The following is a 17,915-nucleotide window of genomic DNA, read 5'->3' as shown; positions in this document are numbered from 1 at the left end:
TAGATTAAAACATTTGCTGATAAATTTCAGGTTGTAGCATCTGTTTGCTTTGTTCAGTGGTTAAATAAATATCCAACTGTGGTGCATCTTTACTGATTTCATTGGCACGATAATGCAAGCCGATTCCTTCCCCATCGAAGAACCAATCTGCCTGCCCCCAATACAGTTTTTTAGGAACTTGTTTCTTCACTTCTGTACTTTGTTTTTCAATCCATTTTTGATAATGTGCTTGAATAATATTATTTAATTCATTTTGCTGATTTTTCTGTATCACATCGAGTACGGTTAGATTTTTCTGTAACTTACGATCAGCAACGAAAAAGTAAAATCTATCTTTAACCGCAATATCTTCTTGCTGCGTATCAACGCCAATTTGCAACAACACATACTGGTTACGCTGTGAAGCAATACGTGTTGTTAAGCGCAGCTCATACGCTTTATTCTTAGAATATTTATCTTGCCATTCATCTGACTTTTTCACATAAGCATTCACGGCTTGCTGTAAGGTTAAATTCTTGTTCTGCTCAATTTGTTGTTGAATCACATTGGCCTGATTTTTTGCAATCCATGTGTTAAGCCACGCATCTTGGGTTTTGATAGTTTGAATATCGACATCAATACAGTTCTTCTTTTCACAGAACGGCAAGGCATAATCCGCTTTGGCTTCTTGCATATTGAGGTATGGCAGGACTTCAGCTTTTTCAGTATGCGTTGATACTTGATTTTTGTTTTGAGCTGTATCAGTCTCATTTTTTTTAGGATGATCACATGCCGTTAAAGCCATCATTCCAATCATTATACTGACAGCAAAAAGTGGTTTTAAAGTATTCATCTCATCCTCCTTTTTTAGATCCTTCAATTAAAAACAGCCTCTAATTTAGAAGCTGTTTTTGTGCATTTTAGTGTTCTCGCGTGTTACGGAACTGAATATCTGGCCAGCGTTCTTGCATTAACTGCAAGTTTACACGGCTTGGTGCAAGATAAGTCAGATGACCGCCGCCATCTACCGATAACTGATCATGCGCTTTTTTCTTGAACTCATTGAGAATTTTTTCATCATCACAATGGACCCAACGTACCGTATGAACACTGACAGGCTCATAAATACAGTCAACTTTATATTCTTCTTTCAAACGATAAGCGACCACATCAAACTGTAACACACCGACTGCACCGACAATCAAATCATTACTAATTTGAGGCATAAATACCTGTGTTGCACCCTCTTCAGATAACTCTTTCAAACCTTTTTGCAATTGCTTAGATTTAAGAGGATCACGTAAACGAACTCGGCGGAACATTTCAGGTGCAAAGTGTGGGATACCTGTGAAGTGTAATTTTTCACCACTGGTAAATGTATCACCGATCTGAATCGTACCATGGTTATGCAAACCGATAATATCACCAGGCCAAGCTTCTTCAAGATGCTCGCGCTCACCTGCAAGGAAGGTTAATGCATCACTAATACGTACATCTTTACCTATACGCACATGATTCATTTTTAAACCTTTTTCATATTTACCTGAACAAATACGCATAAAGGCAATACGGTCACGATGTTTCGGATCCATATTGGCTTGGATCTTAAATACAAAGCCTGTAAATCCTTCTTCGTTGGCATCTACAGTTCGCTCTTGAGTTGGATGCGCTTTAGGTTCTGGTGCCCAATTGATAAATGCATCAAGCACATGATCAACAGCAAAGTTACCTAATGCCGTACCAAAAAGTACTGGCGTTTGTTTACCTTGTAAGAATAATTCACGATCAAGTGGTTCATTTGCCATTTGAACTAACTCAAGTGATTCTTCAAAAGAAGCCCAAGCTAATTCACCCACTTTTTCACGAATATCGGCATGATCATAACCATCACGTACCTCAATGTCCGTAATCGTCGAGCCAAAACCAGCTTTATAAACATATAACTTGTTTTCAAGTAGGTTATAAACCCCTGCAAAGTCACGTCCCATACCTAAAGGCCATGTAATTGGGACACAGCGAATATTTAAAACGTTTTCAATTTCGTCAAGCAACTCTAGAGGCTCGCGAATTTCACGGTCCATTTTGTTGACGAAGGAAATGATCGGTGTGTCACGCATACGACACACTTCCATCAATTTAATGGTACGTTCTTCAACACCTTTTGCGCCATCAATCACCATTAATGCAGAGTCAACAGCAGTCAAAGTACGATAGGTATCTTCAGAAAAGTCTTCGTGACCTGGTGTATCGAGTAAGTTGATAGTGTGACTTTTAAAAGGGAATTGCATGACAGAAGTGGTAATCGAAATTCCACGCTCTTTTTCCATTTCCATCCAGTCAGATGTCGCAGCACGATCAGACTTACGACTTTTAACCATTCCTGCAACCTGAATAGCTTTGCCCCATAACAGAAGCTTTTCGGTCATCGTGGTTTTACCCGCATCGGGGTGGGAAATGATCGCAAAGGTACGTCGTTGGGCAACTTGTACCGCTAATTCGTCTTTAAAACTCATGAGAAAAATCTTCAATATGTACACAGTTACGTACACATGACTCGATATGTACCATAACTGAAAAGTGAGAATTCGAAATTGGCGCAATTGTAGCAGATTTAGTGAACTTGTTTATTGATTGTTGATAAGTACCAAGTTATCCACAAGAAGCTTTACTTGCTAAAAATCAAATTGAAACGGAGCTAAAAAGATGTTCAAGTTAAGTGTAAGTTTTAGATAAAAGCGAAGACCCTTATTCATATAGATAAACACGAAGACAACTAGCTACACAAGGTAATCGTTGTTTAAAATATTATTACGAAACAGGATGTTGCTATCTAAAGACAGAAATAAAAAATGAACTAACTCTTTTTTAATATATCTTTTCTGAATTGTAATGGTGTTTTTTTAGTCCAGTTTTTAAAAGCACGCTGAAAAACACTTTGCTCCGCATATCCTAATAAATCAGAAATTTCATTCATATTAAAATTTTTATCACTTAAATACTCCTTTGCTAAATTTTCCCTCACTTGATTGACTGCTTTATTAAAATTAATATTTGCCGTAAACAAGTCTTTTTTTAGTTTTTGCCTTGAAACTCCCATATGTTTTGCCACCTCATCAATATTGATATTCTTATTTTTAATACAACACTTAATACCCATATAAAGTCGATGCTCTATATCATCATATACTTCTAATTTATCAATTAAGTTATCGGCTTGCTTCTTTAATATCTTATACAATATAGGGTCAGCTCGATCTAGATAAATAGTCTCAATTTCTGAAAAAGAAAAAACGATTGATGTGATGTGATGTGAGCATCAAAAAAAACTGGGCAATCGAAATAATCTTCATATACTTTTACATTTTTCGGTTGCTGGTAAATAAAGTTAAGTTTTTTTATTGAAAATTTTAGTGGATTTATCGCTTTTATAATAATATTCAAAAATAATGCAATTGCTGTTTCATCAACCAACAAGCCTGGACGCCCTCTTGAATCTCCCCAACTTAATTCAATTGAATCATTTTGACTACAAAAATTTATAAGATTAAAATCATATACTAAACGATTATAAGTCACAAAATCTAAGAATGCTTCGAATAAATTAGCCCCAGAAAATGCCAGATAAGATAAAATTCCAGCATGAGCTAATTGAATATGTTTAGCAATATCCAAACCTAATCCTTCGATTGGATGCTGCAAACTAATTTTATGTAAAATATTATGCCAAATTTGAAATGGTACACGTTCATCAATATCTTTTGGTTGTAATGTATTAACATCCAAATAATAAAGACACTCTTCAGGTAGATTAATTTTATTGAATAAGCAAAAATCAACTATTGTCATTAATAATGGTGTAGCAACAGACCCCAAAAAAACAGACTTATTCATTTAAAAAAGTATTCCATTACTTATAACTTTTTATAAAAAGTCATTTTAAAATCATAACTTCTGCGATCATTCTAATTAATAGAATTTGATAAAAAATTTAATCTCCAACTATAAATTTAAAAAAATCTATCGTTAAATATTAATTTTAAATTTATTTTTTATCCCACTATTTCAAATAGAAATTGGCATAACTATGGCTTATAGAAAAAAATTTTCTTGTTCGCTAAAACGATAAAATTGACATTAACCAACAAGATTGTGACATGTGTCACATTATTAATTTTAGCAAAGATTGTTAAAAATACATTGACAATAAAATAATCAAAAATTGACATTAATGAATTCAGCTCAATAAGCCCTCAAGAAAGCTAAACAAGCAATGGACGATGTGACCGCTTCGATAAGCTCGAATGAAGTGTTTAGTAATATCTAAAAAAGTAATATTATTTAAAAACTTAGGCGATTCATTTATTGAATAGGATAGTTCATGAGTACTGGTTGTAATTTAGATTGAGAAAAACTATATACAATATAGAGGGGAAAAATTTGTTCTATTGCGAAATCCACTGATAGAATTTTTCTACGCTGTTTAGAGTTGTACTTACTGAAGATTTCAACTTTCTGCGACAATTAGCATGTGCCATCAATGACAAAATCATGATGATTTGTTGAAGATCCTCATTACTGATCACATAGAAAGATAAAAAATTGATCCTGCTTAAAAATAATCTGGTGTTGTTTATTTAAATTAATAGATATTTTCAAGATCACGTGAACAAAAGAACAATTATTTTAAAGTAAAAATTCAATTGAAAATAACAACATATAATCAAAAAACAAGCCTGAATTTGCAGAACTTAGTTATTGGCTAAATCCTTTTTTCAATAATTCATACACATAATCCATTTATCAAAAAGCTAAGAGATGTCAATTTTCACTATGATTGGTGTCAATACAATTTTTCAAATTTTCTATAATTTTAACTAGGAATATTAATTACATAAAATTTCTTAATAAAAATATGTGTGAAATATTCTCGTTCTTAAAATTAAGTTATTCAGCAAAGATCTTCTTTATGAATATTAAATCTAAATAAAAAGTTGAGATAAAAATGGCTAAAATTTCTTTAGAAAGTTTGACAGGCATCGATGGTTTTGTGGCAGCAGCATTGGTTGATGCTGAAAGCGGTTTAGCGCTATCAACTCAACAAAAAGGAACTCTTGATTTAGAGTTGGCAGCCGCTGGTAATACAGAAGTAGTTCGCGCAAAACGTCGTGTAGCGAGTTCATTAAAACTAAATGATGATATCGAAGATATTCTTATTACGCTTGGTAAAGCCTACCACTTGATAAGACCATTAGAAAGCAATGGAAACTTATTTTTATATCTTGTATTAGATCGTGCTAAATCTAATTTAGCTATGGCACGACATGAATTAAAAACTTTCGAAAAAGAATTAGACTTTTCTTAAATAAATCAAACCCCTTATACAAATTTATCTTGCATAAGGGGTACTAATAAATAAACTTTAAAATAAAGTGATACCATGAGTGATATTTATATCAATATTATAATTCTAGGTTTAGACATCAAAGCAACTTTAGAGTTAAAAAGTGAATTACGAAGAATAATTCCAAGACAAATACATCTTAATTGGATTTATACATTAGATGAAAATATAGACCTCATCATAGTAGGTGATTCAATTTTCGATACACATACAATCCAACGTTTCATAAAACAGAAAAAAATTAAATATTTAAAAATATCAGAAAAACAAAATATTACTACTATTGAAAATAGTGACATATCTATCTCAATACACCAATCTGCAATATTAAAAAACTGGATACAGTATTATGTTATCAATAATTTATCACACCAAATACCAATAACAGTTCGCTAGAAAAAAATCTATAGATTTAAAATACTTAAATGATATTTTTAAATTTAAGAACACTAAACTTCACCTATCAGATGATAATGGTAGTTTAGCGATTATTGATACTGGCAGAAGATTAGCTTTTTTTGATCCTCAACAATTATCTAGAAAAACAAATCAAAGTTTTAATTATGAAATAGCAACCAATTCAGATTCATTAAAAAACAATTTTACGTCTGAAGCTAATTTAGAAGATTGGATTTGGAATTTATTCTGGAGATCACCTGAATTTAGTAAATTAACATTAAAATAAAATGAATATTATAAGATTTTTTATTGGCCACAATCTAATCAAAATAAGGACCAAAAGATCATATTACAACTTTCAGCATGTTTTATCCAAGGTGCTCAGCTTTCTAAAGTCGCAAATGAACTAAACATTCCAATTGAAACAGTCCAACAGTTTATATCTGCATGTCTAATATCAATGAATGGAAAAAAATATTAGAATTAGAAAGCAATTATAAGAAAAATGAAATACTCAAAGAAAATAGCAACAGAAGCTTCTTAACAAATTTTTTCAATAAAATTAGAAATCACCTAAAAATATAAGGTTTTTTTATGTACAACCACAAAATAATAATTTTTAAAATCAAAAAAAATATTTTCATTAATTTAATTAAGGATTCAATATCTGCACATCATTACACGTTAAAGAACAATCAAATTCTTTCTTTTGAAGAAGAAGAAGAAGAAGAAGAAGAAGAAGAAGAAGAAGAAGAAGAAGAAGAAGAAGAAGAAGAAGAAGAAGAAGAAGAAGAAGAAGAAGAAGAAGAAGAAGAATTAATTTATCAATTCCAAAAAAACGAATTAAAATTTATAACAGACACAATAATTAAAAAGTTAAAACTATTTAATTTTTATTTATTCACCTCCACTAATTTTGGAATATTTATATTTTTCAATCTAAATTTTAAAAATGTATTTCAATATTGGTTGAATCTTTAAATTCAATAAATTTCAGAACTATAATTTACATGAGATTAATTTGATGTTTAAAATTCCAGACACTCAACAGCGTACAGCGCCAAAAGAATTAATTCAATTAGCAAAAAACCATGCTAATGATATTTTAACCAGTATTAGAGGTATTAATTATGTCATGTTATGCTCGACAGATGGCCTTGAACTAGCAGCTGTCCATAAAAAAAGTAATTATAATAGTACCAAACTTGCAGCTGTTAGTAGCTCTATTCTTGCAATGATCAGTGCTTTTTTAAATGAAATTAATCTTACGGGCTGTCAAAGCATCACCTTCGATGCTGAAAATGGAAAAGCTATTTTGACGCCCATCCCCGCACCTCACCACCCAATGATATTGGTTACATTGAGTAATAAAGATGTACTTTTAGGACAATTACTTTATAGCTTGAAGCAAGTCAGTAATGCACTTATTCATGCAGACTCAACTTAAGATTTTATCGTTTTCCAAAAGTAGAAAGCTAAGACAAGCTTTAACAGAAGCCTTGTCTTAGTAGAACTAAAAATAAAGAATATAGGCTATAGGACTGAATATACAGATGTATTAAACATTTAACATTCGGCTCGCTAATATTAATTTTTTGATGTAACTCCAAGATTGTTTACTTTTACACATATCACTATAGTTTCTAACATTAATCATTAGACCATCTATAACATTTAAGAATATATCAGTTAAAATTTTTGGTTGATCGACGTGCAGACCTATCAATAACTCTTCAATTAATTTTCGCAACCAACTTTTATGTTCTGTAATTGTTTTAGCTAAAGCAGGATATTTATTTAATATTTCAATAGTCGCCTTCTGAAATAAGCAACCATTGTAATTATTTGAATATATCCAACGGATATGCCAATCATATATTATTTTTATTTTCCCTAAGTAATCAAATTCGTCTTTTAAGTTTACTTCATACAATATTGCATCTCTTATTTCAGAAACTTTTATAAGCAAGCATGATGCAATTAATTTTTCTTTTGATGGAAAATGCTTATAAAAAGTCATTTTTGCAACACCAGAATCATGAACAATCTGATCCACACCAATAGAACTAAAAGAGTTAGTATTAAATAACTTGATAGCTGTTACAATAATATCTTGTTTCTTGTTCACTTCATTCTCTTTTATTTCAATAAATCAAATAATTTAATAGACATCAATTCTTAAAATAAGACTAAAAATAATTGAAAATTTAATAAAAATTTATTTTTAGTTCTTAAAGCTAATTTTCTCTTTAAAAATACTATAAAAATTAAAAAAAATATTGACACCAATTATTTAAAAATTGACACTCTAATAAAATTTTATAAAGTTATATTTCTAAGTATTCAAATTTATTTATCATTAATCCATTTTTCATTTATGAACCAGCTAGTTTTGAAAATAGAGTAACTCTTGATCGCCTAACTTACTTATATTTTTATCAGTGATTACTAAACACCTATTTGAAATTCAAGAGTTCATCACTATTTGATTAGGTGACAGAATACACTTCAATCTAGTTTCAACTCTTTCAATAATAGAATTCCCTTTTCATCATCTTTCTTAGATAGATATCTGCACAGGAAATTCTCTATGTACGACGACAACTTATTTGTACATAAAGCCTAGACCTAAGTTCACTCTTCTTTTACCGCCTATCCGACAAATAGTTCAGTTATAAATTGAAATTATGATTAAGAATCATTATTATTCTCAAAATTTTTCTCATATCTGTGTGAACGATTATGTCTTTTATCAAATCACGTAAGAAATTAGTATCTTCCGCAATCGCATCTTCACTCTCCGTGATTGCAGTACCAGCCATCGCTCAAGATCAGCCAGTACAATTACCAACAATTCATACCCAAGCAGAACAAGAACAAGGTCTTAAAGTAGACCAATCTTCAAATAGCAAATTTGTCGTTCCTCTTTTAGATACACCAAAATCTGTTTCTGTTATTTCAAAGCAGCTTATTGCAGATACTCAAGTTACAAGCCTTTCTGATGCTTTACGTACAATTCCTGGTATTACTTTAGGTGCTGGTGAAGGTGGTAATCCAAACGGCGACCGCCCTTTCATTCGTGGCTATAACTCAGAAAGCTCAATGTATGTAGACGGCATTCGTAACTCAACATCACAAAACCGTGAGATGTTTGCAGTTGAACAAGTTGAAGTTACAAAGGGTTCTGCCTCTGCTTTAGGTGGTGCAGGTACTTCTGGCGGTAGCATTAACATGATTTCTAAAGTTGCTAAAAAAGGCGATGCTTTAGAGGGTTCTGTTTCAAGTGGTACAGATAATTATGCACGTATTTCCTTAGACGGAAACAAAGATTTTAATAATGGTGTCGCAGCTCGTGTGGTGGTCATGGGCCATCAAAATGAAAAAGCGGGACAACATGATGGTGCTGAATATAAACGTGCAGGTATTGCACCAAGTATTACCTTTGGTTTAGATACAGCAACTCGCGGTACCTTGAGTTATTACTACCTCAAAACTAATGATGAGCCAGATTCTGGCATTCCATATCAATACGATACAATAAAGAAAGTTACTGCTGGTAAGCCAGTAGATGTCAAACAAGGCACTTACTATGGTTGGAAAGATCGTGATTTCCAAAAACAAGAAAACCAGATAGGTACTTTTAAATTAGAACATGATTTAACTGATAACCTAGTGCTAAGTAATACTGCGGTCTACAGTAAGTCTAAAAACGATTATTTATGGACTCAACCTGATGATAGCCAAGGTAATATTGTAAATGGTCAAGTTTGGCGCCGAGTCAATACAAACTTAACTAATACTGATAGCTTTACAGATCAACTCACTTTAACAGGTAAATTTAATACGGGTTCACTAAAACACAGTTTCAATACTGGTGCAGAATACGCTAAACAGGAATCAGATAGAGGAACAAATCTTGTAACGGATCCGAACACCTCAAAAATTGGTGGTAGTGGCACAACCAATGCTTGTTCATTAATAAATTCAAACGGATGGTGTACTAGCTTAGATAATCCTAATTCAGGAGATGCATGGCTAGGAAATATAAAAGCAAATCCTAATGTGACAAAAATCACATCGAAAACCCAATCAGTTTATGTTCTAGATAACATTACGATTACACCACAATGGTTACTTGATCTTGGTGTTCGTTGGGACAAATTTGAAACTGATGTGCAATATAATAAAGATTCAGGATCAGGTGCAACTCTAATCAAGGCGGGAACAAAATACAGCTCTAGCAATGATTTCTTTAATTATCAAGCTGGGCTTACATTTAAACCAGTTGAAAATGGGGCAATTTACATTAGCTATGCAACATCAGCAAACCCTGTAGGCGTTGATGCTGGTGATGGTTCAGAAGGGATTAGTGTACCTGGCCGAAATACGACTGATGAACAATCTCGCGCTATCAACAATTTGAAACCTGAAGAAGTTAAGACATATGAATTAGGAACAAAATGGGATGTTCTTAATGAAAAATTAAACCTCACAGCTGCAATTTTCCGTACTGAAAAAGAAAATACACGTGCATTAGATACCGATGGTTTCACAAGAAATATTGGAAAAACACGTGTTGATGGTATTGAGCTTGGTGTAAACGGCAACATTACTGAAAAATGGGCAGTGTCGGCTGGTTATACCTATTTAGATAGTGAAATCGTAGATGCAGGTTTTGTTAAGGATACAAGCGGTAAATACGTACCAAGTCCAACGAATGGTAACCAAATTCAAAATGTAGCAAAAAATAGTGCTACGCTTTGGACGACATATCAAGTTTTACCTGTTTTGACTTTAGGTGCTGGTGCTGTTGCAATGGATAAGGTCTATGGTGATGCAGCAAATACCAAGTGGGTTCCAGGTTATGTTCGTTATGATGCAATGGCGCGTTATAATGTAAATAAAAATGTTGATTTACAGCTTAATGTAAACAACTTATCTGATAAACGTTATTTCACTAAAGCTTATACATCACACTACGCAACTGAAGCGGAAGGTCGCAGCGCAGTATTATCTGTAAACTTCAAATACTAAAACCTGAAAATCCATCGTTAAACGATGGATTTTCATAAAAAAACAGCCTCGTCAGGAGGCTGTTTTTTTATTATCTTAACGAAAAGCAATAAACATTATAGATTACGTTGATTGACACGCTTTGACAGCTCTTCAGCGGACTCTTTCCGTTCAGAATAACGGTCTGTTAAATACTTGCTCTGCCCTCTCGTCAACAACGTGAATTTATACAACTCCTCCATTACATCTACGATACGATCATAGTAAGACGATGCTTTCATACGACCATCTTCTTCAAATTCTAAAAATGCTTTTGGAATTGAAGACTGATTTGGGATGGTAATCATGCGCATCCAACGTCCTAAAATACGCATTTGATTGACACTATTAAAAGACTGCGAGCCACCACTAACTTGCATCAATGCCAAAGTTTTACCTTGGGTTGCACGAATTGCACCACCTGCCAGTGGAATCCAATCGATTTGCGATTTAAAGATGGAACTCATCGAACCATGACGTTCAGGTGAACACCACACCATGCCCTCTGACCACGCCAACAATTCATGTAGCTCTTTGGCTTTTGGGTGTTCCATATCCGCATCTTCAGGTAGGGGCAAACCTTTAGGATGAAAGATTTTTACTTCAGCACCAAAGTGCTCCAAGATGCGCCCTGCTTCCATCACGGCTAAACGACTATAGGAACGTTCACGATTCGAACCGTACAACAATAAAATACGTGGTGCATGATCCAAGGCTTGCGCTTGCACTTTTTCTAAAGTGGGTTGATCAAGTAAATTCATATCTATATTTGGAAGAGTCATCACATTTACACCGATTTAAAATACTTTTTTCTAAGCCATAAAGACACACTGACTAAAGCAATCAGCACAGGCACTTCAACCAGTGGACCAATCACTGTGGTAAATGCCACGGGTGAAGCTAGACCAAACGTTGCGATCGCAACCGCTAATGCCAATTCAAAGTTATTCCCAGCAGCAGTAAAGGAAATTGCAGTGGTTTTCGGATAGTCATTGCCCATCCACTTGCTCATAAAAAAGCTCATGAAGAACATCACAACAAAGTAAATTGTTAATGGAATCGCTATACGAATCACATCGAAAGGCAAGCTTACGACATCAGCACCTTTTAGGCTAAACATCGCAACGATCGTGAACAGCAATGCAAGCAGGCTTAAAGGACTGATCTTCGGCAAAAAGACATTTTGATACCATGCTAGACCTTTGGCTTTCACTAAAATCATTCGCGTCATGAAACCAAGAAAAAATGGAATCCCTAAGTAAACCAACACCGCATGGGTAATCGTCCAAAAATCTACATGAATGACTTGCCCTGCAATACCAAAATAAGGCGGCAAGAAAGTCAGGAATAACCAAGCATAACTGCTGAAGAATAGAATTTGGAAGATACTATTAAATGCCACCAATGCTGCAACATATTGATTATCACCACAAGCTAAACCATTCCAGACCAAGACCATTGCAATACAGCGTGCTAAACCAATCAAAATTAAGCCCGTCATATATTCTGGATAGCTTTGTAGAAAAATAATGGCTAATCCGAACATCAAGACAGGTGCAATCAACCAGTTTTGTACTAAAGATAAAGTCAGCGTTTTTTTATCTTTAAATACTTCAGGCAATGCTGCGTAATCAACCTTTGCTAAGGGAGGATACATCATCAAAATCAGACCAATCGCAATTGGGATATTGACAGAATCCACACTCATTTTATCTAAAGCAACAGAAGCTTGAGGTAAAAATACACCGATCGCAATTCCTAATCCCATGGCAATAAAAATCCATAGGGTTAAGTTACGATCTAGAAATGACAATCTTTGCTGAGCCATGATGTTCTCATTCAATATCTGAGATGTGATTGATTGCAGCAATCAATTCAGGACGAGACATATTTGCGCTGTCCAATGCAAATAAAGCATCTAAACGGCGGTTGATATGATCTACAGTCACTTGGAATGCCTGTAATTTTTCTGGTTTAGGTAAATCTAAATGTGAAGGGTCAGCCAAGCCCCAATGTGCTTTGATTGCACCGCCTAAATAAAGTGGACAAGCTTCCTGAGCCGCAGAGTCACAAACTGTAATCACCACATCTGCCTGATATTGTTCACAGTCATCAATGGTTTTACTCCACAAACCATCGGTTGAAAGGCTTAAGTTTTCAAGCGTTTCAATCGTCAGTGGATGAACCTGTCCAGAAGGCTTACTACCTGCACTATATGCTTTCCAATTTTCAGGTGCACGACTGTTAAAAAGTACTTCGGACAAAATGCTGCGACAACTATTTCCAGTACATAGGAAAATAAATTTCATGCGGTATTACTCACAATAACTTTTAATTTGGAGAGACTGAGATTGGTTACTTGCGGAAGTTTGTTCACGTACCAAGAGATTGAGTAATTCATGACACCAAGCAGGCAACTCTGCATGAATGCTGTAATACACCCACTGGCTTTGTCGTCTGTCTTGCAATAAACCTGATGAACGTAATAACGCTAAATGTCTAGAGATCTTTGGTTGACTGAGTTGTAATTTTTCAGTCAAGTCACACACACATAATTCTTTATGCTCAGCAACTAAAGTGACAATATTGAGACGTGTTTCATCTGCTAAGCATTTAAAAAAATTCACTTGATCCATCTTCACTTCCTATTTGCTTATATGAATATGTAAATTTCCATATATAAAAGCCAAATTTTTAATTTACTCGTTGCCCATTTTCATCAATCACCTGCTCACCATCTTCTTTAGTAAAAGCGCCCTTCTGTGGTAGTGACAAAATATCTAACACAAGTTCAGATGGACGACACAAACGTGTTCCTCGTTCCGTCACCACAAATGGCCGATTGATCAAAATAGGGTACTCCAGCATAAAACTGATCAGTTGCTCATCAGTCCAATCTTCACGATCTAATGCTAGATCGTGATAAGGATCAACATTCTTACGAATCGCTTCTCTAACCATCAACTTTGCATCTTGAATAAGCTGAATTAACTCGCTACAAGTCGGAGGAGCATTCAAATATTCAATAACATTTGGCTCAATTCCTGTATTACGAATCAAAGCTAATGTGTTACGTGAAGTTCCACATGCTGGATTGTGATATATCGTCACATCTAATGAAATTGCCATCGCATTAAAACCTGATTAATTTTAAGTTCTTTATATATGAATTTTCATATATATGCAAATTCATATATAGCACACCACAATTAAATCAGTTTACCTGCTGTCTCTTTTTCCAAAACTTTAAAACTCAATCGTGCAAATCAAAGAATATTGTCTCAAGTTGATCATTTTGGAATACAAGTTAAGCAAATGAGTCACTGAGCTTAGAGACTTTTTCTTCTAATATGCGGCTACACAGTTGTAACCATAGAGTTCTTACACGATGACTCAATTGCCTAAAGTTAAAGATACCTTTGTTAATGCTAAAACAGCCCAATCAATCTTAAAAACGCGTGCGGGTAAGCAAGCTGCACAAGTATTTTCAAATGCGGCAGATCGTTTCTTGAGGGGACATCAACTGGCATTGTCAGGAAAGACACCTTTTGAAGTCGTTTATGAACGTGAAATTATTAGCTTACGGTTTTACAAGGCAGACGTAGAATCAGGTGAAAATAAACACCGTGTACCACTCGTTATTATTCCCCCATTAGCAGCGAATACCTTAGTGTTCGATTTGTTTCCTGATCGTAGTCTCATTCGTTACTTTCAAAGTCAAGGTTTTGATGTGTATATGATTGACTGGGGCACACCAAGCCGTAAACAAGCTAGATATAATTTCGGTACATATATCAAAATCTTTATGCCCGACTTTATCAGCAAAATTCGTGAACATAGCGGACAACAACAACTATCACTGTATGGCTGGAGTCTCGGTGGAGCTATCTCACTTTGCTACACCTCATTATTTAAAGATAAAAATATTAAGAATTTAATGATTTTGGCATCACCAATTAACACTCATCAATCAGGTTATATTGGCAAGCTTTATCAAAAGTTAAATACACCAGCACAATGGGTGCGGACCAATACTAATTTCCGAATCCGTCAAATTCCGAGCCGCTATTTCCATATTCATGGTTGGCAAAATACGCTCGGATTTAAGCTCACAGATCCAGTGGGTAATTTTAAAAATTATTGGCAATTACTGAAAAATTTGAACGATCGGCAGTTTGTAATTAATCACGCAACATCAAGTTCGTTTGTTGACAATATGCTCGCCTATCCTGGCGGTGTAATGCGCGATATTATTTTACGCTTCTGGATTGATAACGAACTTTCGACAGGTCTCGTTAAATTTGGAGATCAAACTGCTAATTTTAAAGATATTGAATGTTCAGTACTTGCGATTGGTGGGGATACTGACATTATTGTGACTGCAGAAGCTGTACGACCATTAATGGATTTGATCAGTAGCCAAGATAAAACCTTTGAAATCGTTCCTGGTGGTCATATGGGTTTGGTTTCAGGTAGCCAAGCACCAGAAGCAGTTTGGCCTGTAGTTCGCGCATGGTTACAACAGCGCTCAAATTAAGTGCTTATAATTGCTAAAATAATCAAGGCTGTGAATCTCTTTTACTTGAAAAGATATGAGCAGCCTTTTTCATAAATAGATGATATAGATATCGTTAAATCAAAATAAATTAAGCAAAGTTGTGACGATTCAACACTAAATTTTCAACATTTACAGGTATACCCAATAAATAACCTTGTAATTGATTGCATCCTAAATTAGTTAAAATATCAGCTTGTTGCTGTGTTTCTACACCTTCAGCTGTGACGATTAAGCCTAACTTAGCAGCAAGATGAATGATACTTTCTAGAATTGCTTCTTCTTTCGAGTTTGGTTGTAAGTCTATAAGAAAACCGCGATCAATTTTAAGTTCATCAACAGGCAGATCTTTTAAATATAAAAAGCTTGAGTAACCAGTTCCAAAATCATCAATGGCGATCCGAATACCCAACTTACGCAAACGTTCTAAAGTACGAATACTTGAATCAATATGATGCATTGCTGTTGATTCAGTGATTTCTAAAATAAGATTGTGGGGCTGAATTTGATATTGTTCTAAGAGCTGTTCTAATACACTAAAAAGTTTTTTATTTTCAAATTGTAATGCAGATAAGTTGACGGCAATCGGGTAGAACGGACTATTACTTCGTTCCCATTTTTGAATCTGCTGACAGGCTTGCTCCAGTGCCCAATATCCCATCGGAATAATCAAACCTGTTTTTTCTGCTCCCTCAATAAACATTTGAGGAGTCAACAAACCTAGACTTGGATGCTTCCAACGGATGAGCGCTTCAACACCACAAACTTGATAATTCGCAGTAAATTTAGGCTGATAAAATAAAACAAATTGCTGCTCATCTACCGCTTTATATAAATCATTAATTAATTTGGATTGGCTACGGACATCTTGCTGATCTGTTGCGGAGTGGAAAACAGTAAACGTATTTCTACCCTGTTCTTTAGATGCCAACATTGCTACATCTGCATTAATTAATAAATCCTGAACATTCGTACCATGCTCAGGATACATTGCGATTCCCAAACTTGCAGAAATATTAATTTCTTTTGTCGCGATCAGATATGCTTCTTGAATAAAATGCAGAACTTCTTCTGCTAGTAACATCGCTTGATTAACATCAGTATTTTCAGAGATCAATACAAACTCGTCACCACCAATACGAAATAGCTTATGGCTTGAACTTAATTTTTCATGTAACCGATTGGCCATTTGAATTAAAAGTTGATCACCAATATGGTGTCCAAAAGCATCATTTACTGATTTAAAGCGATCTAAATCTACATATAAAAATGCTGCTTTTTCTTCTCGTAAGCGATGATGGCTGAAGATCACTTCCGCATAATCTGTCAAATATAATCGATTCGGCAACTTTGTTAATGAATCATGTAGTGACTGAGTTGCTAATTCTTTGTTTATTCTAACTAATTGTTGATTACGATCTTCTAGTCGGGCTTCTAAAACTGCGACAGCAAAACCAGCGACAAACACCAAACTGGTAATAAAAATAATGGTAAATAATAAAACGGCTTGCTCTGTTTGTGCTGAGCCAAGTGCTTCCGCAAATCCTGTATCAAAATAAGTGGCTGCCATACCCGTGTAATGCATACCTACAATACTAAAAGCCATCAATATTGCAACGACAGCCTTTAATGAAGTTTTATATTTAACTGCGGTTTTATATTTAAAAACGAATAAACAGCTCAAACCAGAACCACATACAGCGATGAGTACTGAACAAATCACCAATAATGGATCATATCTCAATTGATGGTGCTCAACTGAAAGCGCCAACATCCCCGTGTAATGCATCCCAGATATCCCTAGCCCTAAGAATAATGCACCTAAAATCAGACGTGGCATAGGTAAAGTAGGTCTAGTCGTTAGCCAAACAGCAAATACCGAAGCAGTTGCGCCTATCAAATATGAAAGCACAGTCAAACTAATATCAAAATGATAGCCTTCAGGCAAATGGCTCGCGAGCATTCCAATAAAATGCATTGCCCATATTGCCAAGCCTAAAGTCAACCCACTCGTTACTAAAATGCTTTTCTCAAACTTTTTATAAGCAGCTTTAAAAACGAGTTCTTCCATTGAAACTGCAGCATAACAAGTCGCTACTGCAACCAAAATGGAAACGATGACCCATGTGCTATCGTAATCAACGTGAACCATAAAGGACTTCCATGATTATTCAGTACTTTTTTTTATTTGTTGAGCGAATTGCTCGAAATCAGAACGATCCTTAACACTCAAAAAAGATACAAATTGTGTATTCATAAACTTTCCTTAACAATAACATCATCTAGCATAAGGTCAAGTCTTTTTCATTTTATAAATCAATAGAATAAAAACATATAATCATTTCAAACCAATGAAAAGACTTGCTTTTTTTATTGCACTTTTTTACCGAAAGACCAATTTATTTTTGCTAGGTGTTTTTAGTATTTAAGTAGTTACTTCTTATTTGTTTTAAACTGCACTATGAACTTAAGTCTCATTGCAGTTTTGTTGTTTTTCTCATGTATTAAGCACGATATAAAATGCTTATT

General features: G+C 34.4%; 17 protein-coding genes. 6 read left to right on the top strand and 11 right to left on the bottom strand.

Features of this window, described 5'->3' with window-relative positions; all coding sequences use genetic code 11:
- Positions 1-4 precede the first annotated feature (4 nt).
- The 4 genes from IEV17_RS12775 to IEV17_RS17240 form a co-directional block, all read right to left on the bottom strand.
- Positions 5-832, bottom strand: coding sequence for a hypothetical protein (locus IEV17_RS12775; RefSeq protein ID WP_004658989.1), 828 nt, complete (start codon positions 830-832; stop codon positions 5-7).
- Between the two features lie 67 nt (positions 833-899).
- Positions 900-2,492 carry a peptide chain release factor 3 gene (locus IEV17_RS12770; protein WP_004658991.1) on the bottom strand — a complete coding sequence of 531 codons (1,593 nt, stop codon included), beginning with the start codon at positions 2,490-2,492 and terminating at the stop codon, positions 900-902.
- Between the two features lie 341 nt (positions 2,493-2,833).
- Entirely contained in the window at positions 2,834-3,217 is a 384-nt protein-coding gene (locus tag IEV17_RS17245; protein ID WP_004658993.1) for a helix-turn-helix domain-containing protein, read from the bottom strand.
- Positions 3,218-3,234: 17 nt separating this feature from the next.
- Entirely contained in the window at positions 3,235-3,870 is a 636-nt protein-coding gene (locus tag IEV17_RS17240) for an AraC family transcriptional regulator ligand-binding domain-containing protein (protein ID WP_004658995.1), read from the bottom strand.
- 1,111 nt (positions 3,871-4,981) lie between these two features.
- Here IEV17_RS17240 and IEV17_RS12760 point away from each other — a divergent pair.
- From IEV17_RS12760 to IEV17_RS12745, 4 genes are all read left to right on the top strand, one after another.
- Positions 4,982-5,341 carry a hypothetical protein gene (locus IEV17_RS12760; RefSeq protein WP_004658999.1) on the top strand — a complete coding sequence of 120 codons (360 nt, stop codon included), beginning with the start codon at positions 4,982-4,984 and terminating at the stop codon, positions 5,339-5,341.
- Positions 5,342-5,416: 75 nt separating this feature from the next.
- Positions 5,417-5,776 (top strand): hypothetical protein, encoded by a 360-nt coding sequence (locus IEV17_RS17235; protein WP_004659002.1) that lies wholly within the window; start codon positions 5,417-5,419, stop codon positions 5,774-5,776.
- A gap of 597 nt (positions 5,777-6,373) precedes the next feature.
- Positions 6,374-6,760 (top strand): hypothetical protein, encoded by a 387-nt coding sequence (locus IEV17_RS12750; protein WP_188363586.1) that lies wholly within the window; start codon positions 6,374-6,376, stop codon positions 6,758-6,760.
- 43 nt (positions 6,761-6,803) lie between these two features.
- A complete protein-coding gene (locus tag IEV17_RS12745) occupies positions 6,804-7,226 on the top strand; it encodes a roadblock/LC7 domain-containing protein (RefSeq protein WP_004659009.1) in 423 nt (140 codons plus the stop codon).
- Between the two features lie 111 nt (positions 7,227-7,337).
- Here IEV17_RS12745 and IEV17_RS12740 read toward each other — a convergent pair whose 3' ends face one another.
- Positions 7,338-7,907: a TetR/AcrR family transcriptional regulator gene (locus IEV17_RS12740; RefSeq protein ID WP_004659010.1), complete on the bottom strand. Its 570-nt coding sequence runs from the start codon at positions 7,905-7,907 to the stop codon at positions 7,338-7,340.
- 614 nt (positions 7,908-8,521) lie between these two features.
- Here IEV17_RS12740 and IEV17_RS12735 point away from each other — a divergent pair.
- On the top strand, positions 8,522-10,813 hold the full coding sequence (locus IEV17_RS12735) for a TonB-dependent receptor (protein ID WP_004659012.1): 2,292 nt from the start codon (positions 8,522-8,524) through the stop codon (positions 10,811-10,813).
- A 95-nt stretch (positions 10,814-10,908) separates the two neighbouring features.
- Here IEV17_RS12735 and arsH read toward each other — a convergent pair whose 3' ends face one another.
- Genes arsH through arsC form a run of 5 tightly spaced genes read right to left on the bottom strand, consistent with a single transcriptional unit; the run spans position 10,909 to position 13,960 of the window.
- Positions 10,909-11,613 (bottom strand): arsenical resistance protein ArsH, encoded by a 705-nt coding sequence (arsH, locus tag IEV17_RS12730; protein WP_004659014.1) that lies wholly within the window; start codon positions 11,611-11,613, stop codon positions 10,909-10,911.
- 5 nt (positions 11,614-11,618) lie between these two features.
- Positions 11,619-12,659: an ACR3 family arsenite efflux transporter gene (gene arsB, locus IEV17_RS12725; RefSeq protein WP_004659015.1), complete on the bottom strand. Its 1,041-nt coding sequence runs from the start codon at positions 12,657-12,659 to the stop codon at positions 11,619-11,621.
- 7 nt (positions 12,660-12,666) lie between these two features.
- Positions 12,667-13,140 (bottom strand): arsenate reductase ArsC, encoded by a 474-nt coding sequence (locus tag IEV17_RS12720; protein ID WP_004659016.1) that lies wholly within the window; start codon positions 13,138-13,140, stop codon positions 12,667-12,669.
- 6 nt (positions 13,141-13,146) lie between these two features.
- Positions 13,147-13,467, bottom strand: a complete 321-nt coding sequence (locus IEV17_RS12715) for a metalloregulator ArsR/SmtB family transcription factor (RefSeq protein ID WP_004659017.1) — start codon at positions 13,465-13,467, stop codon at positions 13,147-13,149.
- Between the two features lie 58 nt (positions 13,468-13,525).
- Positions 13,526-13,960: an arsenate reductase (glutaredoxin) gene (gene arsC / locus IEV17_RS12710; RefSeq protein ID WP_004659018.1), complete on the bottom strand. Its 435-nt coding sequence runs from the start codon at positions 13,958-13,960 to the stop codon at positions 13,526-13,528.
- Between the two features lie 259 nt (positions 13,961-14,219).
- Between arsC and IEV17_RS12705 the strand changes: the two genes are divergently transcribed.
- Positions 14,220-15,368: an alpha/beta fold hydrolase gene (locus tag IEV17_RS12705; RefSeq protein WP_004659019.1), complete on the top strand. Its 1,149-nt coding sequence runs from the start codon at positions 14,220-14,222 to the stop codon at positions 15,366-15,368.
- A gap of 109 nt (positions 15,369-15,477) precedes the next feature.
- On the opposite strand, the gene IEV17_RS12700 is transcribed toward IEV17_RS12705, so the two are convergent.
- The gene (locus tag IEV17_RS12700) at positions 15,478-17,538 is read right to left on the bottom strand and encodes a bifunctional diguanylate cyclase/phosphodiesterase (RefSeq protein WP_004659021.1); all 2,061 of its coding nucleotides are present in this window, start codon (positions 17,536-17,538) and stop codon (positions 15,478-15,480) included.
- Between the last annotated feature and the right edge of the window lie 377 nt (positions 17,539-17,915).

The organism is Acinetobacter modestus (genome assembly GCF_014636095.1).
In the GTDB taxonomy this organism is placed as follows: Bacteria; Pseudomonadota; Gammaproteobacteria; order Pseudomonadales; family Moraxellaceae; genus Acinetobacter; species Acinetobacter modestus.
The sequence above is the reverse complement of the archived record's forward strand: the minus strand, read 5'-3'. Positions and strand labels throughout refer to the sequence as shown.

Coding starts and splice junctions, on each gene's coding strand:
- IEV17_RS12770 (WP_004658991.1), bottom strand. CDS start 2,492: ATGAGTTTTAAAGACGAATTAGCGGTACAAGTTGCCCAACGACGTACC.
- IEV17_RS12760 (WP_004658999.1), top strand. CDS start 4,982: ATGGCTAAAATTTCTTTAGAAAGTTTGACAGGCATCGATGGTTTTGTG.
- IEV17_RS12715 (WP_004659017.1), bottom strand. CDS start 13,467: ATGGATCAAGTGAATTTTTTTAAATGCTTAGCAGATGAAACACGTCTC.
- IEV17_RS12775 (WP_004658989.1), bottom strand. CDS start 832: ATGAATACTTTAAAACCACTTTTTGCTGTCAGTATAATGATTGGAATG.
- arsH (WP_004659014.1), bottom strand. CDS start 11,613: ATGACTCTTCCAAATATAGATATGAATTTACTTGATCAACCCACTTTA.
- IEV17_RS17235 (WP_004659002.1), top strand. CDS start 5,417: ATGAGTGATATTTATATCAATATTATAATTCTAGGTTTAGACATCAAA.
- IEV17_RS12705 (WP_004659019.1), top strand. CDS start 14,220: ATGACTCAATTGCCTAAAGTTAAAGATACCTTTGTTAATGCTAAAACA.
- arsC (WP_004659018.1), bottom strand. CDS start 13,960: ATGGCAATTTCATTAGATGTGACGATATATCACAATCCAGCATGTGGA.
- arsB (WP_004659015.1), bottom strand. CDS start 12,659: ATGGCTCAGCAAAGATTGTCATTTCTAGATCGTAACTTAACCCTATGG.
- IEV17_RS12720 (WP_004659016.1), bottom strand. CDS start 13,140: ATGAAATTTATTTTCCTATGTACTGGAAATAGTTGTCGCAGCATTTTG.
- IEV17_RS12745 (WP_004659009.1), top strand. CDS start 6,804: ATGTTTAAAATTCCAGACACTCAACAGCGTACAGCGCCAAAAGAATTA.
- IEV17_RS12735 (WP_004659012.1), top strand. CDS start 8,522: ATGTCTTTTATCAAATCACGTAAGAAATTAGTATCTTCCGCAATCGCA.
- IEV17_RS12700 (WP_004659021.1), bottom strand. CDS start 17,538: ATGGTTCACGTTGATTACGATAGCACATGGGTCATCGTTTCCATTTTG.
- IEV17_RS17240 (WP_004658995.1), bottom strand. CDS start 3,870: ATGAATAAGTCTGTTTTTTTGGGGTCTGTTGCTACACCATTATTAATG.
- IEV17_RS12750 (WP_188363586.1), top strand. CDS start 6,374: ATGTACAACCACAAAATAATAATTTTTAAAATCAAAAAAAATATTTTC.